Consider the following 25,823-nt stretch of genomic DNA (forward strand, 5'->3'; position numbering starts at 1 on the left):
AACTCTTTGATATAAGATCGTATTATCCAGCGCAAACTTGCCTAATTTGATTTCCTTTTCTAATTTTACTTTTAATAAACTGATAGATTGATCTATCTGTGTTGGTTTAATTGCATTTAAATCTTCATTAAATCTAAATAACGAGAAATTATCAAGATTTGAATATTGAACAGACAAACTTACTAGCTTTTGAGATTCAAATTTAAAACCAACATTCTTTGTCTTCTCATTTTTAAAACTTTCAGTATTATTCCAATTATAATTAATATAATCGCTTTGATATAATAAGAGATTATAATTAGCCGCATTTGTATTAGCATTAACATTTCCTATTAACTTAATATCATCGCTGTATTGATATGAAGCCTTTCCATTAAAAAAACTGCTATCAAAATCACCATAGATGTTTGTTTTAAATTCAAAATCAAAGTTTATCTTCCCTATTTGATTAATGTAATTGACACCTAGATTGACCAGTTGATCTTGTATTCGATTTGGAATTTGTATATTATTAATAAGCGTTACTTTATCATATCCGTAGTTGATATCATTATAACCAACACCTAAATTAAGGTCTCCCAAAAAAACATTCTTATAATTTACAAATACACTAGTTTCAAAATTTTCAAGGGTTACTCTATCTCTAATATTTGATTGATTAAATGATTCTCCAAAAAAGTCTTCGCTAGAGGTTTGATCAAATTGATAGTATTTATCTTCAAAACTAATGATATTCTTTATGGATAATGAACTATCTAAAGAGTCTTTCGCAGTTTTAATATTATATTGTTGATTTAAATAAAATCGTTTACCAACAAGAATATTCTCTGCATTTTGAAAATTAGGATCAAATACAGCTCTATCTATAAAATCTTCATTTCCTGAATTGAAATTTTCCAAATCTTCCGCCCTCAAACCACCATTTTCTTGATTCAATAAATCTTGCGTCGTGATATGCGCTTTAAAACTATATTTTTGATTCTTGGTTTTAAAATTCGTGGTAAATCTTAAATTACCTGTACTTGTTAATACGTGTTGGTAATTTCCGAGTGAACGAAGGCCCTTGTAAGCGATAGAAAAATTAAATTGTTTGGACGTGTTAACCGTAAAAAAGGCATCAAGCAGTTGTCCTTGTTTAAACGCGGTTTTAAAAAATAACTCAGTTAAAGGTGTTGGGACTTCATAATACTTAGTATCCTCCGCCTCCATGTAATTAAAATGTCTCGCTCTCGCACCAAACTGTGGCAATACATGTCTGTGATTGAAATCTCGAGTTAGTTGGTTATAGCCTTGACCTATATTGGCTAATGGCATTAAACCGAAATTATCTTTTCGCAGATAATTGAATTTATACGCTTTTTGGAGAGTAAGTGACGTATCCACTATACTCTCATTTCCATTAACACCAAACAGTTTGTACTGTTCTATTGATGCTTTATCTTTAAAGCCTTTCACTTTATTTTTCTTAGATAAAGAGTCATTTTGATCAAATTGCTTAGACTGGTTTTTGTCTAATGCAATCGTCTTTTGCGCAATGACCTGATTTACAGCAAAAAGCAAACATAATAAAACAATAATGTACTTTTTCATTTATTACTCTTATGTGAAGCAAAAATAGTTAGAAATAAAAAACAACATAAGCTTTTAACAATTTATGTATGTTTGGCTATTTAAAAGCATAAAAAAAGGCCGAAGTAAACTTCAGCCTTTTTTCAAATTATATTAAGATGTTTAATTTACTATTGCTTAGTAAATGTAAACATGTACTCTCCAAAATTTCCTAAAGGTCCAACAGCTGTGATTACACCGTCATTAGTATAAGAAGTTGATTCAATTGTCATTGTACTAAATAAAGCCAATTCCAAAGGAGATTCACTAAAGCTTACATTGAAGTTACATGTATCAAAGTTCATGATTGTACCATTCGCCATGTATGTATCAAATCCAGGAGAATTATTTACAATTACAGAAGTTTCAGTCACATCATCGGTATTTACGAACATATCTAATTGATATGATTCTCCGAAGAAGAAAGTAAGTCCGTTTGGCCCATTAGGTGGTCCTGTGAACATTTCTACTACATCATACGTTCCTTCGAAACTATTGATATCAATAGGACATGGTGTAGAGATTCTATAGCTAGTAATACTACCATCATCTAAACCAATTTGTACGCCATTATTATCTACAGCCGTTAAAACAACATCAAATACAACAATTTCATCTAAATCACCTACTCCACTAAAATTAAGTGTTATAGGTACTACTCTAGAATTACCATTTACAGATGTAGGCTCTGGTGCAGCAAAAATACTTGTTCCCGTAGAAACAATGCCACTAAAATCACCCTGTACCGCTACTAAATCATAACTAATTGTTAGTCCGTTTGGATACTGAGGTACTCTTACCGATACTGGTAAAAGTAATTCTTCAGTAATGATAGAGATTGTTGTTCCACTTGTAGGTGTAGAAAATTCTACCCATCCAGTTGTTGGATCACTTGTGAATCTATTCTCTTCATCATCCTCACAACTTGAAAGTGTGAAAACCAGAAGAACGAAAGGTATAAGTTTTAATATGTTTTTCATAATATGTGTGTCTTATTAAATTATTTATTACTCTGCGTTTATAGTAAACATATCTGAATTCTCCGCTCCAAAGTTACCTACCGCTCCTGCATAAGAAACTACAGGTTGCGCCGCACAGAACAGATTGTAACTACCAGTTGTATTTCCATCAAATAAACCATCTCCGAAAGAATCAAAGAACGTCATTGTATAATCTCCTGGCGCTAAACTAATAGCTGTAAGTTCAGTTGTACCAGCTCCGCCATCAGCGTATGGTCCTCCAGATTCAACAACAGCTCCAGTTGCATCATCTACTATTTCCCAAGTATTTTCTGAACCAAAGTTATCAAAGTTGATTTCTAAAGTTAAGTCAGAACATATAAACTCATCAATATCAAATTCTCTTAGTAATGTATAAGCTATACCTCCAAATGCCTGAACACCGTCTGGTACATCTAAATTAATTACTAACAAATATTCTACGAAATCTTCTAAACCATCATAATTAAAAGTTACATCCAATGTACCTTCATGAGAGTTAGCAGGAATAAACACAGATCCTAATGAATAATCACTTGCATCTAAATTTGTCTGGTCAGTATCAACCGCTACGTTAAACGTTCTATCTTGTGCTGAAACTGTTGTTGAAAACACCTCAGTCGTAGCTGTAATACCACCTACAGGTACCGAAATATCCAATACTTCAGTTCCAAAACCGATACCGGTTTGTCCTGTTGCTGGGTCAAAAATAGTAGACTCCGTTTCATCACATGCAGTGAATAGAAGCGCTACTATACATAATTTTATAAAAATTCTCATAATTTAATTTTTTTTGTTATTAATAGTTAGGCGCTTGTTGAGCTGCAATTACCGGGTTAGCATTAATTTCCGTAGTTGGAATAGGGAAGATCCACTTTTCCGACGTAATTGCTAAATCGCATGGTACTGCACCTTCACAATCAGAAGCATCTCTAGTAATACCATCATTAGTTATAGCTCTTACTCTTTTAATGTCATTATATCTATGACCTTCAAAAGATAACTCCAAACGTCTTTCAGCGATGATATCATCTATTGCCTGACCTAAAGTACCATAAGGTGATACTGTAGCTGCAGGGTTTCTAATTGTTCTTACAGCAGAAACATCTCCAGCGGCTAAACCAAACTGTGTTGTCTTAGCATAAGCTTCAGCTCTAATTAAGTAAGCTTCAGAAACTCTCATTGCTTTAAAATCGTTGATCGCTTGAGTATCTGCATTAATAGGATATTTTCCAATAATGAAGATATCGTCATCTGGCGTACTTGCAGGATCAATATTCACACTACGTCTAATATCAGTAGATTCATATAATCCAGCTAATTCGTTAGACATTTCAATAAATGGTCCAGGACCAGTAAAGTTCCAGATAAAGTTTAAACCTAAGTTAAAACCTTGTACACTATCATACTTCCAAATTACTTCTGTAGTATCTGCATCTTCGTTAAACATATTGAAGTACTGACCTGCAGTTGCTAAAGGATAGTTATTGATAATATTTGTAGCGAATCCAATTGCACCTTGATTATCTCCAGTTTCTAAAGCTATTCTAGCTCTTAAAAAGGTTACAAAATCTGGAGTTGCATAATTAATATCAGTTGTACCAGAAGGGAATAAAGCCAACGCCTGATTCAAATCTGCTTCAATGGCTGTTAAAACTTCTCCTGTAGTGTTTCTTGCAGGAGTTGCATCAGCAGAAACATAATCTACATAAGGCACACCTAATGACGTATTATCTCTTATGTCTAAACCATAGTACAATAATAAATCATAATGAATTAACGCTCTAAACGCATATGTTTGGGCTAGAATATTATTATACTGAGCCACTTCTGCTGTAGTTGGTGAGATACCAGCTGCTGCAGCTAACAATCTGTTAAAATCATTTAAAGTTGAATAATGAGACGTCCAAATTCCACGGTCTCCACCATCAGCATTTAAAATCTGATTAAGCGTATTTAACTCTTGTCCACCGTTATCCACACCTAAAGCACAGTTATCAGTGAAAATTGAGTTGAATTCAACAAAATTATTCGGGTTATAATTCCCTATAGCTCCTGCTAATCCTAGTTGTAGGTCTCCTACCGTTCTATAGGCTGTTTCTTCAACCAACTGATCAATTGGAAATCTATCTAGCGAATCACTACAACTACTAAGTAGTACAGTAACGGCTAAAGTTAATATTGATAAATATTTTTTCATTTTTATTTTTTTTTAAAAAGTTAAGTCAAATCCTAATGTAAATGTTCTTGGCACAGGATAATCAAAGAACGTCGCTGACGAAGTTCCTTCAGGATCAAATCCTCTAAATTTCGTCCATGTAACTAAGTTTGTAGCTTGTACGAATACTCGAACACCAGTAAATACTTTAGTTTGTTCAAGTACTTTTCTATCTACACTATATGATAACGACACATTTCTTAAACGTAAGAACGAAGCGTCCTCTAAATATCTATCTCCATCAACAGCTCTTAGTCCTCCGAAAGCTAATGAAGGGATATCTGTAACTTGACCTGGTGTAGTCCATGCATTTAACATTGAAACTGATTGGTTAGCAAAACCTGCTAAACCAGCATCTTCAATAATTGCTAAAGAACTATTTTGTTTCCATCTGTCTGCTTGGAATGCAAATAACATATTCATAGAAAATCCTTTATATGAAATATCTGCTCCAAATCCACCAGTATAAGTAGGATCAAAGTTTTTATCTAAGTAAACAGCGTTATCTGGGCTGTATACATTAGTAACATTACCATCTACATCTAAGTATAAAGGCTCACCATTTGCAGGGTTAACACCAGCCCATCTTGGTAAGAACCAAGTGAATGCTTGTCTACCTTCTGCAATTCTCAGTGTGTTTCCTGTGAAACCACCTGGTAAACTTGTTACTTCGTTTTTGTTGTAGTTACCATTTGCGTTTAATCTAACAGACCATGGGTTCGTATCAGACTTTCTTAATAAATCATAAGAAATCTGAAGGTCAATACCTTGGTTTGTCATATCACCAACGTTTGTTTGAACAGAAGTTGTTCCAGTACCAGAGATTGACAATGGCTTACCTGCAAATAAATCTGTAGTCTCATTGTTATAGAAATCCAACTCACCAGTTAATCGGTTTTGCCAGAATCCAAAACTTAAACCAACATTCGCTTGGTTTGATGTCTCCCACTGAATAGCCGGATCAATCAATGTTCCTAATAAATAAGCATTAGCATTTTGATATCCAGCACCAGAATTTACAGTTTGTAAACCTTGGTAACGTGAACCAACATTTTGGTTACCTACAACACCATAACTAGCTCTTAGTTTAAGAGTCGATACCCAATCAACATTTTCCATAAATGCTTCATTGTCGATATTCCATCTACCAGCAACTGACCAGAATGTACCTTCTCTGTTTTCAACAAATCGAGAAGTTGCATCACGTCTTATAGATGCAGCAAAACCATATTTCCCATCATAATCTAAATCCATTGTAGCGAATATAGATCCTAAAGCGATTTCAGATTCTGAAGAGAATACACCTGGAATGTAGTTATAAACATCATTATCTTCACCTTCCGTTAAATCTCCAGCAGTAAAACCTGCTCCAGATCCTGGTAAGGCTGGGTTTAAACCAAATGCGGTATAACCGTCATTTTGTGTGTTCGTATAGTTATATTCACCAAAAACAGCAACGTTTAAGTTTAATTTTTCAGTGATATTATTATCATATCTCACGAATGCGTTAGCAATCATATTTGCGTTTCTGAAGAAACTTTCAGATTGAGAACCTTTTAATTCTGAACCTTGATTAGGAGTAATTACACCTCTAATACTTTCAGGAGCAGTGATAAATAATGACTCAACATTAGTATAATCAATACCGTAAGAAGCTCCAACTGTTAAATTTTTAGCAAAGTTGTAATCTCCAGATATTCTACCAACAATCTTAATCTCTGATTCTTGGTCAGTATTAAGGGCTGCAGTATTTAATGCAATATATGGTGTGTTTTGGAATCCATTGGCTCCATCAGCATTTAAAGATCCGTCTGCATTGAATGCTCCAGAACCTCCACCACTTGTTGGACCACTACCCCAAAGGTTAATTGAACCATCAGGATTATAAGGTGATTGGTAAGGCAAACCAATGTAAGGAACAATAAATGGATTATCTAATTGTCCACCAGTGTTTCCTCCTCTCGCTGCATCAACTACGAAGCTACTCACCGAGTAGTTCATTGTTAAGTTTGTAGCGAAATTAAATTTATTATCTCTTGAGCTTCCATTGAAGTTATTTCTAAAAGAAAAACGCTTCAAATCAGAACCAATAGTAATACCTTCTTGCTCATAGTAGTTAACAGATGAGAATGATGATGTATTCTCTCCACCAGTCGTTACTGTGATTTCATGAGATCTAGTCTTACCTCTTCTAAAGAAGATGTCTGTCCAATCTGTATTTGATTGATTTGCTATTAATGCAATTGCTGCATCATCTAAACTGTCACCAAACTGAGTGCCTGGTAAAAGGTCTCTTTGGAACGTTAAGAATTGCTGAGCGTTCATAACATCAAATCTAACTTGTGGCTCTATTGCAGTACCATATAAACTTCTGTACTGAACTTTTACACCAGAACCTTTCTTACCAGTTTTAGTTGTAATAAGAATTACACCACCTGCACCTCTGTTACCATAAATAGCAGTTGCAGCAGCATCCTTTAACACAGACATTGTTTCAATATCATTCTGGTTTAAACTACGGAAGTTATCCTGATCTACAGGAACACCATCAATAATGAACAATGGCTCAATATCACCATTTAGAGAGTTTCTACCTCTAATGATAATTGTTGCACTCTGTCCAGGTTGTCCAGAAGCAGTACTTACGTTAACACCGGCTGCTTGACCTTGTAGTAATTGGTCAATCGAGTTAATTGGTACTTGCTCAATAGATTCTGCAGATACAGTTGATAATGATGAGGATATCTTAGAACTGTTTGTCGCTCCACTATAACCTGTAATAACTACAGTTTCTAGTTCGGCTAGATCCTCAGCCATTTTGAGATTGATTGTTGAACTTGCTCCAACTGGCTTTTCAGCAGATTTCATACCAACGAAACTATAAACTAGTATTTCACCAGTACTTGCTTTGATAGAATATTTCCCATCAAAATCTGTTTGAACTCCACGTGTAGTTCCTTTTACTATTACACTTACACCCGGCAACGGCAATCCGTCCTCCGCAGATGTAACTGTTCCTGTGACCGTTTTCTCTTGTGCGAAAGAGAGTTGCATCACAAACGCCATAAATAGCGTCATTAACCATGTTAACTTTAATTTCATAAAACAATTATTTGAGTTAGTCTAGCGCAAACATCTTAATAATATATTAAATAAACAAGTATTTATGCCAAAAAAATGTTAACAACGGACGAAATATTTGAAATACATTTTTACGAGCGAAACCTTATAATTACTAGTAATTAGATACATAAAGTCAGAATAGGTTGCGTTAAAATTTTAACTTTGTTCAAACTTTAACATATTGGGACTCAAATCTTCTTTTTCAAATTTAAGTTTAGAATGCGGTACAGATGAAGCTGGACGCGGTTGTTTGGCTGGTCCGGTCACGGCGGCAGCCGTGATTTTACCATTAGCTTTCAAAAATTCAATTCTGAACGACTCAAAGCTGCTTTCAGAAAAAAATCGTTTACGACTTCAACCAATCATTGAATTGGAAGCGTTAAGTTATGCGTGTACTCATATTTTTCCAGAAGAAATAGATAAAATAAATATTCTTAATGCATCCATATTAGCCATGCAAAACTCTATTGATCAATTATCGGTCACTCCTGAATTTATAATAATTGATGGTAATAGATTTAAACCCTACAAAAATGTTCCATTTCAAACTATAGTGAAAGGCGATAGTAAATATTTATCTATAGCGGCAGCTTCAATTATCGCAAAGACACATAGAGATGCTTTCATGACAAAAATCCATGATGAATTCCCTATGTACAATTGGAAACAAAATAAAGGGTATCCAACTAAAGAACATCGCGCTGCTATTAAAAAATATGGAATAACGAAATACCATAGAAAATCTTTCAGATTATTACCCGAACAACTAAAATTAGAACTGTAACTTTTTATATTTGCAAAAATCACTTTCCATGAAAAACATCTGGTTCATCTGTTTTTGTGCTTCTCTTCTTTTAAATTGCAAAAACACAAGATCAAACACTGCTCATCCCATCGCTATTGTGCCAGAAAATGCCGAAATTATATTGAAAATCAATTCGGCCGAAAGTTTAGAAAACGGATTGAGAAACAATGCACTCATTAAAGGATTAATGAATTATAAAGAAATTAAAGACTTTAATTTACTCTTAGCTCCTTTCTATTCTATTAATGTTCACGAAAGCTATATTGCCATATCCGAAACTAATAAAGACAGTTTAGATCTCAGTTTTATTATACCTCTTTCCAAAAACAAATACACTCTTGATTCTATCCCTGGATTGCAAATAGATTTTTCTTTTGACAAAAAGAACAGCATCCATAAATTAACCTATAACGACAACACGTATTACAGCAAATTTATAGACAGCATTGTTTTTATATCCAACAATATCGAGTTAGCAAAAAACGCATCTAAAGCAAAGAGCGTAAAACCCGAATTTGAATCTTTCAACACCATAACTAATAATGAAAAAATGATTTCTGTTTTCATCAATCAAAATGAACAGAATCATAAATTTCAATTTTTTAAAGATTCAATACTGCAGAACAGTAAATTTTCAGATTACATGATTTTTGATAGTGAAATCTCTCAAAACGCGATTTTACTTAACGGAATTACCAAATCATCCGATTCTACCAAAAGTTTAATCAATATATTTAAAAATACAATTCCGCAAGCGAATAAATTAGCAATGGTACTCCCAGAGGACACAGAGTATTTTAAAAGTATCACTTTCAGCAATTACGATATATTAAGACAAAATTTAATCAATCATCACTTTCAAGACTCTTTAACTCTGAATTTCGATATTTTGGAAACTATTAGCGAAGCTGGATACACTAAAAAAAATAATGAAGAGGCTCTTGTCTTAAGATCAATCGATCCAACAATAACTTCAGGATATCTAACCGATGCCCCAATAAGCAACTATAGAGGTGTTTCTGTTTATGCTTTAGAAGACATATCTTTCTTAAAGCACTTTGCCCCTGTCTTAACAATTGATAAGGCCGACCTTTATATTACGATTGACGAATTCTTTATCTTTTCAAACGATATTGACTATTTAGAACACATTATCACAAATTACCAGAATAACACCATTTTATCTGAAAGCAATCACTTTAAAAGTTTAAATCAAAATTTAAGTGACGAAGCCTCACTTCTCATTTACACGAATTCATCAGCGCTAAATGATCTGATTAACTTCAATTTTAATGACGATATAAAACTAGACATATCGCGTTACAAGTCTTCGGCCATTCAATTTATTTATGATACTGATTTTGCTCATGTTAACGCTGCTTTGGTCACCCATAAAGGCAATGAAAAACGTCATTTTGTTAGTGAAGAATTGAACATTACTTTGGATGCTGAATTAATTGGAGCTCCTCAGCTTGTTAAAAACCATAAAAACGATCAAATGGACATTGTTGCACAAGATGTGAACAATAATTTATATCTCATTTCTAATGAAGGTAAGGTATTTTGGAAGAAACAATTAGACGGACATATTTTAGGCAAAATCAAACAAATTGATACGTACAAGAATGGACGGCTACAATTAGTATTTAATACGTCAAAGCGACTTTATGTGATTGATAGAAATGGAAAAGATGTTAATGCATTCCCTTTAAAATTTAATGACGCGATTACTCAGCCAGTTTCTGTCTTTGATTATGATAACAACAAAAACTACCGTCTATTGATTACTCAAGATAAATCCTTGTTAATGTATGACAAAAACGGAAAGGGAATATCAGGGTTTAACTATAAGTCGGCTAAAAACAGCATCTCAACACAGCCTAAGCATTTTAGAATTGGCAGAAAAGATTTCATAGTTTTTGCTGAAGGCAATCAATTAGAAATATTAGATCGTATTGGTAGAACTAGAATCGACGTTAAAGAACGCATTAGTTTTTCTAACAATGACGTCTTTTTATATAACAATAAATTCACTACGTCCAACAGCAACGGTGAGCTCCTGGAGATTAACCAAAAAGGAGCAATCGCTCACACTAACCTCAATGCGAATAGCGACCACAAAATAACCACAACCAGCAAAACACTCGTGGTATTAAATGATAACAAACTGACGATTAAATCTAAAACAATCGAATTAGATTTTGGGGAATTTACCGCTCCAAATATTTTCTATATTAACGATAAAATTTATGTCAGTGTTACAGATTTACAGTCGAACAAAGGTTATTTATTCGATAGTCAAGCCAAACCAATAGCCAATTTCCCAGTGTATGCAAATTCTGAATTAGAAATTCAAAATATTGATAACGACAATGCACTAGAAGTCATCACTAAAGGTGAAAAAGACGCCATTATCATCTACAAAATCCATTAATGGTTAGACGCGTTTGTTTTCTGCAATACTCAATACATAAGAACTATTTAGACATAGTTCTTTGCTGTTTAAAAAGGAATGTTTACCTTTAAACATGCTATTAATCAAATAATTACATTTCTAAAGAAGACTTTCAAAAGTTTCATCGAGAGCTGTTAAATACAGCAAACCTAAATTTTTAAAACATTAACACTCCTGCACAGCCTTACAATAACAAAGTTAAAATTGAACCTATTGGAGATCATGAAACAATTGAAAGCAAAGCTCGAAATAAACAGGTCATCGGCTTCAATTAATAAAAGACATTAACAGCAACCAAATCGCTCCCTAAATCTTAAGTGAAGCGCCAAAGTTTTCTTTGGCGTTTTACTATTTAATAAGCCTAAATTTTAGTAGTATTGTGACTTTAAATTTATGACATGATTAAACGCAATAAAGCCTCTATTTCTAAATGTATTCTTCATAAAGTCGGGAACAAATTTAATAGTACGAAAAACGCCTTTTCTGAACAGCCAATTGATTTTGAAGAAGTAAGTTATGATTTAATGCTACCTTATTTATTGCGACCATTTACTAATCTCGCTGAATCTTTTCGCTTTAATCATCATGCAAATATTGACTTAAATGAAATTAATAGCTATGCCACACAACTTCTAAATGATGATGCCAATTTTGTAGAAATATCAAAGCACATTGTTATGCACTTATTTGAGCAGTCTAATTCGGCTCAAATTAAAACTGGCGATGTTTTGGTATGCCTGTTTCATGATATCCAATATGAGGATTACCAAACTGATGCAATCGGTATTTTTAAAATTGAAAATAAATCACATTTCTTTCAAACCTATTTAGAAAATGGCAGCTTTGATATTATTACGCAAAAAGGAATCGCCACTAAAAAAGTAGATAAAGGTGTTTTGATACTGAATGCCGCCGACACTGAAGGTAAAATCGTATTAAGCGTGGATAACAACAACTATGATGCACAATATTGGATTAAAAGTTTTCTAAATATTAAATATCCAGACGATTCAAATCAGCATACCAAGAATTACATTGAAATGTGCCGGGAATTTTCAAAAGAAATCATGCAACCTCAATTTGGCGGACAACAGCAAAGTAATTTCTTAGCTAAAACAGTAGATTTTTTCAAAGAAAATGAAATTGTAAATGTAGAAACGTTTAAAGAAGAAGTCTTTGATGAAGAAGACACCATTCAGTTATTTGAAGATTATAAGAAAACCTACGAAACAGACCATAATATCCTAATTAGGAACCAGTTTGATGTCTCTGAAGTCGTTCTTAAAAAACAAAAGCAAAAAATTAAAACTGAAATCAAACTCGATACTAATATTCAAATCAAACTCGATGTTGATGCTCCTGATGCTTCAGCTGAATATCTAGAACGCGGTTATGATGACGAGAAAAAAATGCACTTTTATAAGGTGTTTTTCAATGAGGAAGGCTAAGATAATTGAAGGTTGCTATTATGTCGAAGTAATTATCAAACAAACTCAGCCTCGAATAAGGTTTTAAAATGTTTTAGTAAGGTTTCTTTCACCTGCTCTTCATCAACGGTTTGAACACCTAACTCAACATTTAAAGAAGACACTGCTTTACCACGAATTCCACAAGGAATAATATTATCAAAATACCCTAAATCGGCATTGACATTTAAAGCAAATCCGTGCATCGTCACCCAGCGACTAGCACGCACTCCCATAGCACAAATTTTACGAGCAAAGGGTGTTCCAACATCTAACCAAACACCTGTTTCACCAGGACTACGTTCGGTTTTTAACCCGTATTCAGCTAAGGTAAGAATTATAACCTCTTCCAAAAACCTTAGGTATTTATGAATGTCTGTGAAAAAATTATCTAAGTCTAAAATGGGATAACCTACAATTTGACCTGGCCCATGATAGGTGATATCTCCTCCTCTATTTATTTTGTAGAAGGTCGCACCCTTTTGGGTGAGCTGTGCTTCAGACAACAATAAATTGGACATATCGCCACTTTTACCCAGAGTGTACACATGAGGATGTTCTACAAACAAAAAATAGTTTTCTGTTTCTAAACCAGCGTTCTCTCGCCTGTTTTTTATTTTAGTATCTAAAATGCCTTTAAAAAGCACCTCTTGGTAATCCCAGGTTGCTTTAAAATCTTTAGACCCTAAATCTTCTAAAATTATATGCTTATTCAATGTTATTTATCTTCTAAAACGATTTCAAAATCTAACAACTCAGGATCTCTTAAAACGTCCATAAATCCAACATCTAATGTGACCGTTTTTCGATCTTCACTGTACATAGCGCCTTCTTTTGAAATTGATTTAACAGGTTTAGGAAAGTGATAATTAATCTTGTATCTAGACGATCCAAACATCATCGCAGCTTGCCCTAAACTATCCATAGCTTGCTGATGCTTTTCTTTATCAATTATCTTTGCTGTGCGCTTAAATACAGATCCATCAAATGAATAACTCACATCTGTTGACCCGTCGGATCCCAAACTTGAAAATGGACTAGATGACGAAGGATTATTCGAGGTTCCTCCTGCGCCTTGCATATCACTAAAGCTATTTAATGCCCCAAACACATCCTGAAGTTCGCTCGCATTATTGAATTCGGAAGTTAGATCAAACACCATTTTTTGACTTTCAGGATCTACAATCATATGCATACTAAATTTCTCCAGTGCTTTAAGTTTTTCCTGTTCTTCTTTTGGTAAAGTAGCTATACTATCTCTTTTCTCGTAAAGAAAATCTTTAAAAACGACAGTTGAGTCCATAGCTTTGTCCATTCCTGAAGCTTCATTACCTTCTCCCATTTCAGCTACCATTTTCATCATCTCTGAAGCGTCCATTGAAAATTCCATTTTTCCCGTTCCATCTTCATTGATATAAATATTTTCAGCAAACTGGCAACTAGTAAATCCGAGCATGAGTGCACACGCAAAACATATAAAAATTTGTTTCATTGTAAATTCGTCTTGATTTTGTGTAGCAAAGATACGATTTATCTTTCAGGATTATTCAGGATAACTAAGGCGGCAATAACGCCTGGAACCCAGCCACAAATCCATAGTAAAAAGACAATTAAAATAGAACCACAGCCTTTACCAATAACAGACAAAGGAGGAAAAATGATGGCGAGAAGTACTCTCCAGAAACTCATACTATTAATTTTTTTGATGATTGATGTAACTATTTGACGCAAAGTCATTGTATTTGTTACATCCATTGACTAGGACGATGCAAATTTCCTATTAGTTAAAAATATCTTAGTTTAGTGCTGTGAAGAATTTCATCTACATCATTGCTTTTTTATACTTCGGAAATTTAAGCTTTGCGCAGCATCGCTTTAACGGACATATCGATAATGATCAATGGCAAAATCAAGTATTCTTGTCTGTTATTGATGACTATCGCACACTTGAAGGAATCAATGATGAACAGATTATTAATAAAACTATTGCAGACAGCACTGGTTATTTTCAATTCACAGGCAATCAGTTAGAATCTGAACAACACATCTACAAACTCCATGTAGATAATTGCTCTTCATTAAATCAAGGTAGTAACCATTTTGAAGGGCATTGTTCTGACAGTAAGGATATTTTATTTATTGCGAAAAGCACGGATACAATTACATTCCCTTTGTCATTTGAAGCAGAGATGTTTTGTGATATTGTTTCAACCAATCCAAAAACGGCCACATTTATCAAAGTAGATTCTCTAAAAGAAGAAATGAAATTTGCCTATTCTGAATTTAGAAGCAAAGCGAACCGAGATTTAAACAATAAGAAATGGTTTAAAACACTTCAAGATTTCGGTCAGAACCTTAACGAACCACTTGCTGAATTATATATCTATGCATTTTTATCAGATAGAGGTAATCAATTGCACCACTACTATCTTGAAGACCTAAAAAGCAACACATACTATGATGAATTATTAGGACGGCTGCAAGACAATTATCCTAATTCAACTTATACCAAACAATACGAAGCAGAATTAAGCTCAGACAAATTTATCGTATCTCCTTCTTCGGAAAAAGAAATAGATTTCAATTGGGTTTATTTGGTCATTGGATTGTTAATTGCATCGGTATTATTAAATCTATGGTTTGTCTTTTCAGCAAAAAGAAGAAAAATAAACCAACATATTGAAGCTAAAGAGCAACTCACTAAACAAGAACAAAAAGTACTTGACTTGTTATTAAATGATAACTCTAATAAAGATATCGCCGAAACCCTTTTTGTTAGCGTAAGTACCGTAAAAACACATGTAAACAACATTTACAAGAAACTTAACGTGAATTCTAGAGACGAGCTAAAATTACTGTTTAACAGATAGTTACCAAATTCAACCCAGGTACTAGTACTCATTTCCACCCTATAATAGCCCTTGATGCTTAATTGTATTCATGATGTTTGCGATTCTATTAATCGTTAAAAACAGAAATTATGAAATCAGTTAAAACATCTATTATTCTACTATTTTTTTGTCTTGTTACAACCATAAGTTTTGCTCAAGATGACGTCAGCAATCAAGAGATTGGTGTGTTTGAATTCGAACAAGACACAATTGATTATGGTACCATTCAACAGCATGATAATGGCGTAAGAGTCTTTAAATTTACAAACCGAGGACTTGCACCAATAGTCATTTCTAAAGTAAAAACATCTTGTGGCTGCACGGTTCCAACTTATTCTCAAGCACCAATACTATCGGGAGAATCTGGCACTATCGAAGTTAAATATGCCACTAATCGGCTTGGAAAATTTTCTAAGACATTGACCATATTATCAAATGCCAAAAACAATCAAAAGCGACTTCAAATCAAAGGCAAGGTTATTAAAAAGGACTCAAAAACTATAAAATAAGAATTATGAAAGTAAGAATCCCACTACTCATAGCTTTCATGTTCTACATGACTATGACAGCACAAAACCTGAACAAAGAAATTGAAAATGAAGGAAACACACCTTTTCTCCTCGGAACTATTAATAAGGCAGGTTTAACATCTAACAATTATAACGCATGGTTCTCTGAAAATTATGATGCGTACAATTTAGAGCAAAATACTATTAACGTGCTAAGTTCGGCATTAAAAGACTTCAATATTACAATTTTTATGGGAACCTGGTGCGGTGATAGCAAGCGCGAAGTACCTCGTTTTTACAAAATATTAGAGGCCTGTAACTTCTCAGAGAACCAATTACGGGTAGTTGCATTAAGCGGACAGTCAAATATGTACAAACAAAGTCCAAATCATGACGAAGCTGGTTTAAATATTCATCGCGTCCCTACCTTTATTTTTTATAAAAACGGAAAAGAAATTAATCGCATCGTTGAATTTCCGGTTGAGACTTTAGAAAAAGACATGTATAATATTGTAACTACAAATACCTACAAATCCAACTATCAAATCGTCGCTACAGTTCATACCATTCTCAAATATGATGGGTTAAAGGGTCTTACAAAACAAAGTGAAAAACTCGTCGAGGAATACGAAGGTAACGTAAGTAATATGTTTGAACTGAATACCTATGGTCGTGTATTATATTTAAAGAACCAGTGGGACGAAGCCATTGAAGTTTTTAGATTAAACAATAAATTGTTTCCTAATAATCCTAGAACTTTTATGAGTTTAGCCAATACTATTTCAATAAATGGAAACCCAAAGCTAGGTCGTGACATATTAAAAAAAGCAACCGTATTATTTCCTGAAAATGAAAATCTAAAGGAAAATTTAGAGAACTTAAATTCGATGCGCTAACACATTTGAAATTAAACATAAAACACCCTTCACGTACATTAATCGTGAAGGGTGTTTACAAAATAGTTTTATACTTATTCACAAACCGCTTCTAGAGCATCTTCGATATTTCCAGGAGTACTCATAATTTTCATAAAGGTACCCATAGTCAAATCTGGCCAATGCAATGCAATTCTATATTTACCATGTAACATACTGGCTTTGTTTCCTTGTAAAATAATTTCATAAGGAAGAGCTGCAATATGAGCCTCTCCAATCTTTGGAAGAAAACTTGCTTCCCCTTCATCAGGACTCTCTAACCCTACACCAAAAACGGCTACTTTTTCTTCAGAATAAATCAACTTATATACCAGTTTCGTTTTGCCTTTTTTTGAATTCAAATTGTTTTGAATTGTAGTTAGGCCTTTTTCAAAAGAATCAAATTCATGCAACACGACAGGATCAGTAAAATATGGCATCATTATTTTGTAATGATATTTTTTAAGTTTATCTGCTTTTACTGTTCCACCAAAAGGGGTAAATTCATTTCCTATGCTGGATAAGGCTGTTTTTAAATCCTTAGAAAACTTCACAAACGTGCTTTTGTATACCTCATAATTATCCATTAGATAGGCTCTTAATATGTAATCTGGATTGGTGTAAGAGATGACTACATTACCATTTTTCTCTTCTAGCCCTACCTTAAAAATGGCCGCTAGAGCACCTCTGTCTTTAATTTTTACAACTTTTGTCTTTAAACCATAATTTGTAAAGGCTATAACCTTTAGTGTTGCCTTTTTTGATGGATTATAAGAACCTAAAACCTGAAATCCATTAGTTTTTAAAGTACTAATGACTTTATTTGATAAATTGTCTATAGATTCCGTGGATTTACCAACTTTTATATACGGTGACAGATCTTGTCCGAAAATATAGAAACCAAAAAACCCAAAAGCTATGAAGCTCAAAATATATTTTTTCATGATACAATATTTAGATATTTATTAACTTGTTTAATAATGCTTTATCACTTTTTAGAACAGGAACAAAACATCATATAAAGTAAAGCTTTTAGCATCAAATAAATTATGACTTATATCATAAGAAACTAGGTTAAAAACAAAGCGAGAACTTTTGTAATTGTGCAAAAGCAATCTTTAACTTCAAATTATTCAAAAAGAGTTCTTTCTATTTTTTAAAATAGCTTAATTTTGTTCCTTAAAATTTGGCAGTATGCAGCTTTCAGAACAAGAATTGGTAAGACGAGATAAACTCGCAAAATTAAGAGACTTAGGCATTAATCCTTATCCTGCAGATTTATTCCCTGTAGACCATACATCTAAACAGGTGAAAGACACCTTTGAAAACGGAAAAAAGGTAATTATCGCTGGTCGTTTAATGTCACGTCGAATTCAAGGAAATGCAAGTTTTGCTGAACTCCAAGACAGTGCTGGAAGAATACAAGTGTATTTTAACAGAGACGAAATTTGTACTGGTGATGACAAGAGCAAATACAACGATATTTATAAAAAATTGCTAGATATTGGTGATTTTATTGGTATTGAAGGTGAACTATTCACAACTAAAGTTGGTGAAAAAACGGTCATGGTTAAAGACTTCACTATTTTAAGTAAAGCGCTTAAACCATTACCACAACCACGTGTGGATAGCGACGGCATAGTACATGATGCTTTTACTGATCCTGAACAACGTTACAGACAACGATATGCCGATCTTGTTGTAAATCCACAGGTCAAAGAAGTCTTTGTAAAACGTACAAAATTATTCAATGCCATGCGCCAATTTTTTAACGACGCTGGTTATTTCGAAGTAGAAACACCAATATTACAACCCATTCCTGGTGGTGCCGCAGCAAGACCATTCACTACGCATCACAATAGCTTAGACATTCCGCTCTACATGAGAATAGCCAACGAATTATATCTCAAACGATTAATTGTTGGTGGTTTTGATGGTGTTTATGAGTTCTCTAAAAACTTCAGAAATGAAGGTATGGATAGAACACACAATCCAGAATTTACAGCCATGGAAATCTATGTGTCTTATAAAGATTATAACTGGATGATGCACTTCTGTGAACAATTACTTGAGCATTGTGCTATGGCAGTAAATGGAACCACTGAAGCAACTTTTGGCGAACATCAAATTGACTTTAAAGCGCCTTACCCTCGCGTCACAATGACCGATTCAATAAAGCACTTTACAGGATTTGATATCACCAACAAATCAGAAACAGAAATTCGTCAAGCCGCCAGAGACATGGGAGTTGAAGTGGATGAGACAATGGGCAAAGGAAAGCTTATTGACGAAATTTTTGGCGAAAAATGCGAAGGCAATTACATACAACCAACCTTTATTACAGATTACCCAAAGGAAATGAGTCCGCTATGCAAAGAACATCGCGAGAATCCCGAATTGACAGAGCGTTTTGAATTAATGGTATGCGGAAAAGAAATTGCTAATGCTTACTCTGAATTGAATGACCCAATTGACCAACGCGAACGATTTGAGCACCAACTAAAATTGGCTGCAAAAGGCGATGATGAAGCAACTGAATTTATTGATCACGATTTCTTACGCGCCCTAGAATACGGCATGCCTCCTACCTCTGGAATGGGAATTGGTATGGACAGATTAGTGATGTTCTTAACCAATAACCAATCCATTCAAGAAGTACTCTTTTTTCCTCAAATGAGACCTGAAAGAAAGCAAGTGGAAATGACCGAAGATGAAAAAACGGTATTCACCACATTGAAATCAAATTCGCCTATCGATTTAAATACACTTAAGTCACAATCTGGGTTAAGTAATAAAAAATGGGACAAATCTATCAAAGGGTTAACCAGTAAAAAAGTGGCTAAAGTAGTCAAGAATGATGATGGTTTGTTTGTGGAAATGGTCTAAATTGGGCCTATCTCAAAACAGATAAAATCTTCACAAGACATCAAGGAATTACTCGAAGTAATTCCTTTTTTTATGTAATCTCGGTCGTCATTTACTGCCATTACAACCCATCAGGGTGATACACATAAGCTGGTCCATATAATTTTGAATGACTTTAAATTACTCTTTTTAAAAGGAAAAAAACAACTTCATATCGAATTAAATTTTTGTTAAAAAAGATTTTTATTACATTCGCTATCAGCTATTAATCTCAAATTTTAACCCAAATGTTAAAACAAACCTATCTTTCAATTCTAGCAGTGTTCTTAGTGTTTTCATGTAGTAATGATGACGATTTAGTTGCAGCTTGCAATAGCGTTACTAACGTGACCTCTAATTCCATTACCAATAACTCTGCAACGATCACATGGGAAGAAGCGAATACAACGGCTTTATATACGTTAGAATACGGTACTTCCGGATTTATTCTGGGCACAGGAACTACGCTTTCTGAAACCAATACCACAGCAGAACTTACTGGCTTAGAGGCGAATACAACTTATGATGTTTATATCCAAACCATCTGTTCAGCGACTAATGTGAGCCTATACACCGATGTTTATAGCTTCACAACACTAGCTCCAAACGTTATCCCTGAGTTTAGAACAAACATGTCTGAAATGAATCTGTTTGTCGGAAACCTTGGAAATTTAGAGGTAACGCCTTATGCTTTTGAATACGATCTTAATACCAGACTGTTTTCAGATTATGCCCACAAACAACGTTTTATCGTATTACCTCCTGGTGAAAAACTAACCTATGACGGAGAAGGGTTACCATTATTTCCTGATAATTCCCTTATTGCAAAAACGTTTTACTATAACAATGATGAACGTGACTTATCATTAGGAACTCACATCATAGAAACTAGAATTCTTATTAAAATTAATGGCTCTTGGGAAACAGGTGACTATAAATGGAACGAAGCTCAAACTGAGGCTGTTCTAGATTTAAATGGAAGTATTGTACCGGTCACATGGATTGATTCCGAGGGATTATCGAATAGTATCAATTATGCAATTCCATCAGATACAGATTGTTTCACCTGTCATAGAATAAATACAGATAAAACACCAATTGGACCAAAAATGAGAACCCTCAATTTTAGTGTTGACGGTAGTAATCAATTACAAAGTTTAATTGACAATAACCTTCTAGAAGGTTTATCAGACCCTTCAACAGTTAGCATATTACCAAAGTGGGACGATGCTGTGAATTATACTTTAGAAGAAAGGGCAAGGGCGTACTTTGATGTCAATTGTGCACACTGCCATATTGAAGGTGGATATTGCGAAATTCAATCTACATTGAGATTAGACTTTGAAAGATCCCTTTCCGAATCAAATATTCAAAATAGAAGAAATAGTATTATCAATAGAATGTCTTTTTATAGTCAGGGTTTTAGTATGCCATTAATTGGAACGACTATTATTCATGAAGAAGGTGTTGACCTAATTCTTGACTACTTAAACACACTGGAATAAAATTAATTCCTACATATTAAAAAGAGAACCATAGATTAATGGTTCTCTTTTTGTTTTAACAAACTTGATTTATTACGTTAAAATAGTATTAAAACCAAAGTATCTTTTTTATCGGTGTAGCATATTTCTTATTTTAGGTGACTAATTTAAAAATCAACTACATTGAAACACTTATCATTTAAACTACTTCTGGTAGTCTCGTTACTTTTTTTTGCTGTTTCATGCTCCACAGCAAAAAAAGCAAGTAAAGCAAAAGCAGCAACTACAGCTGCCAAACCACCAGCAAAAAAGCCTGGAAAAAACGATCCAAAACCTTATAACAAAGTTATCACTAAAGACGCTAAAAGCGATGTTGGCCTTTTTACAGTACACCAAGTTGATGACAAACATTACTATGAAATCCCTGACAGTCTTTTTGATAGGGAAATGTTAATGGTAACTCGTATCTCCAAAACAGCTAATGGCTTAGGCTTTGGCGGTGGAAAATTGAGCGAGCAAGTATTGCGCTGGCAAAAGAAAGACAAAAAAATACTTTTGCGTATGGTCTCTCATCAAGTTGTTGCCGCAGACTCTCTTCCTGTAAGTGAGGCAGTAACAAACTCCAATTTTGAACCTGTTATTGCAACTTTTCCTATTAAGGCATTTAGTAAAGACTCTTTGAACATCGTAATTGACGTTACAGACTTGTTTTCTAAAGATGTAAAACCTTTAGGTTTTCCACAACGTAGAAGACAGCAATACAGAATTACACGTTTAGACGGCCAACTTTCATACATAGAAAGCATTAAATCATACCCAACAAATATTGAGTCTCGTACAGTAAAGACTTATTCGGCTGGTAATCCACCTTCAAATTCTAACACTGGAGCGATTACTTTAGAGATTAACAACTCAATGATTCTGTTACCTAAAGTACCTATGAAACGCAGAATGTTTGACCAGCGTGTTGGATGGTTTGCTAGAGGACAAGTTGATTACGGTTTAGATGCACAAGAAAGCAAAACCTTACGCTACTTAGATCGTTGGAGATTAGAAGTAAGAGATGAAGATATTGAGAAGTTTAAAAGAGGAGAATTAGTAGTCCCTAAAAAACAAATCGTTTATTATATAGACAGAGCAACTCCAGAACAATGGAGAAAGTATATCAAACAAGGTATTGAAGATTGGCAAGTTGCTTTTGAAGCAGCAGGCTTCAAAGACGCTATTATTGCTAAAGACCCTCCTACGAAAGAAGAAGACCCAGAATGGTCACCTGAAGATGCACGATACTCTGTAGTGCGTTATTTGGCATCACCAATACCAAATGCTAACGGACCTCACGTAAGTGATCCGCGTTCTGGAGAAATTCTTGAAAGTGATATTAACTGGTATCATAATGTCATGACCTTATTACGCAACTGGTATTTTGTACAAACTGCTGCCATTAATCCAGATGCAAGAAGCGTCGCTTTTAAAGATGAAGTTATGGGACGTTTAATACGTTTCGTATCTGCGCATGAAGTTGGACATACGCTAGGCCTACCTCATAACATGGGAAGTAGTGTTGCTTATCCAGTTGAAAAATTAAGAGATCCTGAATTCACTAGAATAAATGGAACCGCACCTTCAATTATGGACTATGCACGTTTTAATTACGTAGCTCAACCAGGTGACGAAGGCGTAGCTCTAATGCCTAATATTGGTATTTATGACAAGTATGCTATTAATTGGGGATACAGACCTATTTTAGACGCTGAGACTGCAGCAGATGAAAAGAAAACTTTAGATAGTTGGATTTTAGAGCATGCAGGTGACCCAATGTACAGGTTTGGAAGACAACAATTTGGTGTAATTGATCCTAGTTCTCAAACTGAAGACTTAGGAGATGATGCAGTTTTGGCATCAGAATACGGTATTAAAAACTTGAAACGCATAGTACCTAATTTAATAGAATGGACAGCTGAAGACGGTAAAAATTATGATGACTTAGAAACTATGTATGGCCAAGTTCTTGGACAATTTAATAGATATATGGGTCATGTTGCCTCTAATATCGGTGGAGTTTATGAGCATTATAAAACTTATGATCAAGAAGGTGCTGTCTATACTCATGTACCAAAAGATCATCAGAAAAAAGCAATGAAGTTTATTCAAGACCAATTGTTTTCAACACCATCATGGATGTTAGACACTAATATCTTTAATAAAATTGAAAGCGCTGGTAGCGTTGAGCGTGTAAGAGGTATTCAATCTAGAACTCTTAATAACATGTTAGATTTTGGAAGAATGGCTCGTATGCTGGAAAACGAAACAATCAATGGAAGTGATGCCTATGGCATGTACGATATGATGAAAGATTTACGTCGTGGACTGTTTAGTGAATTACGTACCGGCAAGAAAATTGATATATACAGACGTAATTTACAACGTGCATATATTGAGCGTATGGAATTTATTATGACAGAAGAGCAAAATATTCCTGCTGCATTTAGAAGATTCTTCGGAGGAACCTCTGTAAATGTGAGCCAATCAGATATTAGAGCTGTTGTTAGAGCAGAATTAAAATCATTACGTAGCTCATTAAGAGCGGCACGTGGTGGTGATGCTATGAGTAGAATTCATATTGCTGACGCCATAGAGCGCGTAAATAATATTTTAGATCCAAAGAATTAAATCGTCTTAAGATTATTCTCCTATAAAAGGCTTCAAATTACTTTGAAGCCTTTTTTTTATAATATCTGTTAGCAGCTTTACTTTAAAAGCTTATCAATAAACTTGGTATAAGCTTTAAATTCAATAAGATTATTATGGCCTCCACCTTCAACAGTCACTAAAATAGTACTTTGAATTGGGGCAACATTTTTTAACTTTTCCCCCGAACTAAATGGAACCACTTGATCATCAGTCCCATGAAACATCACAATTGGACATGTCACTTTCTTGATATAGTCATGCGATGGAAATTCGTATTTAAGCAGTGATTTTATTGGAAATATTGAAAAACGATGTTGGGCCACATCCAGTATACTATAATAAGGCGTTTCTAAAATGAGTTGTTTCGGGTCATTTTTCGCTGCCAAATAATTAGCAATACCTGTTCCTAAAGATCTCCCATATAAGGTGATGTCAGTTTCAGCATACTGATTTAGCAAATAATCGTAACAATACTGCGCATCATTATAAAGCGCTTGCTCACTCAGCTTACCTTCACTCTTTCCATAAGTACGATAATCCATCACTAAAACATCGTAGTTTTTCGCCACAAAATATTCTGTAATTTTCCCCCACCGACTTAAATCACCTGCATTGCCGTGAAAATACAAAATCACACCTTTAGGTGATTCGGCTTTAAAATGAATGGCATTGATACGCACATTCTCTTCAGGTTGTAGAAATAATTCTTGAAAAGGATAAGCGAACTCATATTCATAATCCTGAGGCAATGTTGTTGGGAAAAACATCAGTTTTTCCTGCAAAAAATAAAGTGAGGCACCTATCATGATATAGAGAACTAAAAAAACTTTAAAAACTGTTTTAAACTTTCTTTTTATTGAGTTTTGAGGAGTGGATGACATTAATACTTGTATTTTCTAGATCAATAGTTTTAGGTTTGCTATGCAATATATCTTCTAACATACTGTGATAGGATTCAAAATTATTGAGATTTTTATGTCCACCACCTATAACAGTGTGAATTTTAGTAAGATTTGGATTGACCTTAGACAATTTAACACTTGATTTATAAGGGATCAACTTGTCATTTGTACCATGAATAATATGTATTGGGCAACGTGCATATCGCAACCACTTATATGTTGGCAATGGATATTTCATGAGTAATGATAATGGCATAAATGGCATATAGCGTGCGGTGACCTTAGTCAGGCTATAATAAGGTGCATCAAGAATAAGCATTTTTGGATTATTCATAGATGCTAGTTTTGCCGCAAAACCAGAACCTAATGATCTTCCATAAAGAATAATACGATCTTCATTGGTTTGCTCCTTTAATTTATTATACACCAATTGTAAGTCTCGTTTTATGGCTTTTTGCGAACGCCTGCCTGTACTTTTTCCGAAGCCACGATAATCAACCATAACCACATTATAACCATGTCTAGTGAAATCTACAGCGAATTTACCCCAACCTTTTATGCTTTTAGAATTTCCTTTGAGATACAACACAACGCCTTTACTTTCACCTTTAGGGTAAAAACGCAATCCGTTAATAACAGCACCATCACGAGTTTCAAGGTTATATTCTTTTGTGACTTGATGCTCATAATCAAATTGAAAATCTGCAGGAAGCTTTTCAGGTTTGAATAAGACATAATCTTGCAAATAGTATAATGCTATACTAATTGCAATATAAATGGCAAGGACCGTAATTACTATAGACAACCAATATGGCATAACAAGATTTTGTTGCAACAAGATAGCAAAAATTT

General features: G+C 34.1%; 20 protein-coding genes (1 of these 20 cut by a window edge). 9 read left to right on the forward strand and 11 right to left on the reverse strand.

All coding sequences use genetic code 11. From position 1 onward, the window contains the following. The 5 genes from BLT57_RS00145 to BLT57_RS00165 all read right to left on the reverse strand — a co-directional run. Nucleotides 1-1,590, reverse strand: partial view of a putative porin gene (locus BLT57_RS00145; RefSeq protein WP_091420556.1) — the 5' portion only. It extends 369 nt beyond the left edge of the window; only the first 1,590 of its 1,959 coding nucleotides appear in the window; its start codon is at nucleotides 1,588-1,590; the stop codon falls past the left edge of the window. A gap of 149 nt (nucleotides 1,591-1,739) precedes the next feature. Continuing rightward, entirely contained in the window at nucleotides 1,740-2,588 is an 849-nt protein-coding gene (locus BLT57_RS00150; protein ID WP_091420560.1) for a hypothetical protein, read from the reverse strand. Nucleotides 2,589-2,615: 27 nt separating this feature from the next. Further along, nucleotides 2,616-3,386 (reverse strand): hypothetical protein, encoded by a 771-nt coding sequence (locus tag BLT57_RS00155; RefSeq protein WP_091420563.1) that lies wholly within the window; start codon nucleotides 3,384-3,386, stop codon nucleotides 2,616-2,618. Between the two features lie 19 nt (nucleotides 3,387-3,405). Next, the gene (locus BLT57_RS00160; RefSeq protein ID WP_091420566.1) at nucleotides 3,406-4,806 is read right to left on the reverse strand and encodes a RagB/SusD family nutrient uptake outer membrane protein; all 1,401 of its coding nucleotides are present in this window, start codon (nucleotides 4,804-4,806) and stop codon (nucleotides 3,406-3,408) included. 12 nt (nucleotides 4,807-4,818) lie between these two features. Continuing rightward, nucleotides 4,819-7,926 (reverse strand): SusC/RagA family TonB-linked outer membrane protein, encoded by a 3,108-nt coding sequence (locus tag BLT57_RS00165; RefSeq protein WP_091420570.1) that lies wholly within the window; start codon nucleotides 7,924-7,926, stop codon nucleotides 4,819-4,821. Nucleotides 7,927-8,128: 202 nt separating this feature from the next. Between BLT57_RS00165 and BLT57_RS00170 the strand changes: the two genes are divergently transcribed. The 3 genes from BLT57_RS00170 to BLT57_RS00180 all read left to right on the forward strand — a co-directional run bounded on the left by BLT57_RS00170 (nucleotide 8,129) and on the right by BLT57_RS00180 (nucleotide 12,655). Beyond that, on the forward strand, nucleotides 8,129-8,731 hold the full coding sequence (locus BLT57_RS00170) for a ribonuclease HII (protein ID WP_091420574.1): 603 nt from the start codon (nucleotides 8,129-8,131) through the stop codon (nucleotides 8,729-8,731). 28 nt (nucleotides 8,732-8,759) lie between these two features. Then, nucleotides 8,760-11,186 (forward strand): hypothetical protein, encoded by a 2,427-nt coding sequence (locus BLT57_RS00175; RefSeq protein ID WP_091420577.1) that lies wholly within the window; start codon nucleotides 8,760-8,762, stop codon nucleotides 11,184-11,186. Between the two features lie 419 nt (nucleotides 11,187-11,605). Further along, nucleotides 11,606-12,655 carry a nucleoid-associated protein gene (locus tag BLT57_RS00180; RefSeq protein WP_091420581.1) on the forward strand — a complete coding sequence of 350 codons (1,050 nt, stop codon included), beginning with the start codon at nucleotides 11,606-11,608 and terminating at the stop codon, nucleotides 12,653-12,655. Nucleotides 12,656-12,690: 35 nt separating this feature from the next. Here the strand turns inward: BLT57_RS00180 and lipB are convergent, their stop codons facing one another. The 3 genes from lipB to BLT57_RS00195 are packed head-to-tail and all read right to left on the reverse strand — an operon-like array spanning nucleotide 12,691 to nucleotide 14,362. Then, nucleotides 12,691-13,389 (reverse strand): lipoyl(octanoyl) transferase LipB, encoded by a 699-nt coding sequence (gene lipB, locus BLT57_RS00185; protein WP_091420584.1) that lies wholly within the window; start codon nucleotides 13,387-13,389, stop codon nucleotides 12,691-12,693. A 2-nt stretch (nucleotides 13,390-13,391) separates the two neighbouring features. Beyond that, nucleotides 13,392-14,165 carry a hypothetical protein gene (locus BLT57_RS00190; RefSeq protein WP_091420588.1) on the reverse strand — a complete coding sequence of 258 codons (774 nt, stop codon included), beginning with the start codon at nucleotides 14,163-14,165 and terminating at the stop codon, nucleotides 13,392-13,394. Between the two features lie 38 nt (nucleotides 14,166-14,203). Beyond that, nucleotides 14,204-14,362 carry a YqaE/Pmp3 family membrane protein gene (locus BLT57_RS00195; protein ID WP_091426573.1) on the reverse strand — a complete coding sequence of 53 codons (159 nt, stop codon included), beginning with the start codon at nucleotides 14,360-14,362 and terminating at the stop codon, nucleotides 14,204-14,206. Nucleotides 14,363-14,481: 119 nt separating this feature from the next. On the opposite strand from BLT57_RS00195, the gene BLT57_RS00200 reads away from it, so the two are divergent. The 3 genes from BLT57_RS00200 (at nucleotide 14,482) to BLT57_RS00210 (ending at nucleotide 16,969) form a co-directional block, all read left to right on the forward strand. Continuing rightward, entirely contained in the window at nucleotides 14,482-15,543 is a 1,062-nt protein-coding gene (locus BLT57_RS00200; RefSeq protein WP_231928731.1) for a response regulator transcription factor, read from the forward strand. A 110-nt stretch (nucleotides 15,544-15,653) separates the two neighbouring features. Next, entirely contained in the window at nucleotides 15,654-16,073 is a 420-nt protein-coding gene (locus BLT57_RS00205; RefSeq protein WP_091420592.1) for a DUF1573 domain-containing protein, read from the forward strand. 5 nt (nucleotides 16,074-16,078) lie between these two features. Continuing rightward, a complete protein-coding gene (locus BLT57_RS00210) occupies nucleotides 16,079-16,969 on the forward strand; it encodes a thioredoxin family protein (RefSeq protein WP_091420595.1) in 891 nt (296 codons plus the stop codon). Nucleotides 16,970-17,043: 74 nt separating this feature from the next. On the opposite strand, the gene BLT57_RS00215 is transcribed toward BLT57_RS00210, so the two are convergent. Continuing rightward, on the reverse strand, nucleotides 17,044-17,931 hold the full coding sequence (locus BLT57_RS00215; protein ID WP_091420598.1) for a hypothetical protein: 888 nt from the start codon (nucleotides 17,929-17,931) through the stop codon (nucleotides 17,044-17,046). A gap of 250 nt (nucleotides 17,932-18,181) precedes the next feature. Between BLT57_RS00215 and lysS the strand changes: the two genes are divergently transcribed. The 3 genes from lysS to BLT57_RS00230 all read left to right on the forward strand — a co-directional run bounded on the left by lysS (nucleotide 18,182) and on the right by BLT57_RS00230 (nucleotide 24,048). Next, complete coding sequence (gene lysS, locus BLT57_RS00220; RefSeq protein WP_091420601.1) at nucleotides 18,182-19,873, forward strand: lysine--tRNA ligase; 1,692 nt, start codon at nucleotides 18,182-18,184, stop codon at nucleotides 19,871-19,873. Between the two features lie 266 nt (nucleotides 19,874-20,139). After that, complete coding sequence (locus BLT57_RS00225; protein ID WP_157717086.1) at nucleotides 20,140-21,396, forward strand: fibronectin type III domain-containing protein; 1,257 nt, start codon at nucleotides 20,140-20,142, stop codon at nucleotides 21,394-21,396. Between the two features lie 162 nt (nucleotides 21,397-21,558). Continuing rightward, nucleotides 21,559-24,048, forward strand: coding sequence for a zinc-dependent metalloprotease (locus BLT57_RS00230; RefSeq protein ID WP_231928732.1), 2,490 nt, complete (start codon nucleotides 21,559-21,561; stop codon nucleotides 24,046-24,048). A gap of 77 nt (nucleotides 24,049-24,125) precedes the next feature. Here the strand turns inward: BLT57_RS00230 and BLT57_RS00235 are convergent, their stop codons facing one another. Continuing rightward, the gene (locus BLT57_RS00235; protein ID WP_091420604.1) at nucleotides 24,126-24,950 is read right to left on the reverse strand and encodes an alpha/beta hydrolase; all 825 of its coding nucleotides are present in this window, start codon (nucleotides 24,948-24,950) and stop codon (nucleotides 24,126-24,128) included. Further along, the gene (locus BLT57_RS00240; RefSeq protein ID WP_091420608.1) at nucleotides 24,910-25,788 is read right to left on the reverse strand and encodes an alpha/beta hydrolase; all 879 of its coding nucleotides are present in this window, start codon (nucleotides 25,786-25,788) and stop codon (nucleotides 24,910-24,912) included. Before BLT57_RS00240 ends, BLT57_RS00235 begins: the two co-directional genes overlap by 41 nt. Nucleotides 25,789-25,823 lie beyond the last annotated feature (35 nt).

Source organism: Formosa sp. Hel1_31_208 (assembly GCF_900104785.1).
GTDB lineage: Bacteria > Bacteroidota > Bacteroidia > Flavobacteriales > Flavobacteriaceae > Psychroserpens.

Coding starts and splice junctions, on each gene's coding strand:
- BLT57_RS00150 (WP_091420560.1), bottom strand. CDS start 2,588: ATGAAAAACATATTAAAACTTATACCTTTCGTTCTTCTGGTTTTCACA.
- BLT57_RS00155 (WP_091420563.1), bottom strand. CDS start 3,386: ATGAGAATTTTTATAAAATTATGTATAGTAGCGCTTCTATTCACTGCA.
- BLT57_RS00160 (WP_091420566.1), bottom strand. CDS start 4,806: ATGAAAAAATATTTATCAATATTAACTTTAGCCGTTACTGTACTACTT.
- BLT57_RS00165 (WP_091420570.1), bottom strand. CDS start 7,926: ATGAAATTAAAGTTAACATGGTTAATGACGCTATTTATGGCGTTTGTG.
- BLT57_RS00175 (WP_091420577.1), top strand. CDS start 8,760: ATGAAAAACATCTGGTTCATCTGTTTTTGTGCTTCTCTTCTTTTAAAT.
- BLT57_RS00180 (WP_091420581.1), top strand. CDS start 11,606: ATGATTAAACGCAATAAAGCCTCTATTTCTAAATGTATTCTTCATAAA.
- BLT57_RS00190 (WP_091420588.1), bottom strand. CDS start 14,165: ATGAAACAAATTTTTATATGTTTTGCGTGTGCACTCATGCTCGGATTT.
- BLT57_RS00195 (WP_091426573.1), bottom strand. CDS start 14,362: ATGAGTTTCTGGAGAGTACTTCTCGCCATCATTTTTCCTCCTTTGTCT.
- BLT57_RS00205 (WP_091420592.1), top strand. CDS start 15,654: ATGAAATCAGTTAAAACATCTATTATTCTACTATTTTTTTGTCTTGTT.
- BLT57_RS00210 (WP_091420595.1), top strand. CDS start 16,079: ATGAAAGTAAGAATCCCACTACTCATAGCTTTCATGTTCTACATGACT.
- BLT57_RS00215 (WP_091420598.1), bottom strand. CDS start 17,931: ATGAAAAAATATATTTTGAGCTTCATAGCTTTTGGGTTTTTTGGTTTC.
- lysS (WP_091420601.1), top strand. CDS start 18,182: ATGCAGCTTTCAGAACAAGAATTGGTAAGACGAGATAAACTCGCAAAA.
- BLT57_RS00225 (WP_157717086.1), top strand. CDS start 20,140: ATGTTAAAACAAACCTATCTTTCAATTCTAGCAGTGTTCTTAGTGTTT.
- BLT57_RS00235 (WP_091420604.1), bottom strand. CDS start 24,950: ATGTCATCCACTCCTCAAAACTCAATAAAAAGAAAGTTTAAAACAGTT.
- BLT57_RS00240 (WP_091420608.1), bottom strand. CDS start 25,788: ATGCCATATTGGTTGTCTATAGTAATTACGGTCCTTGCCATTTATATT.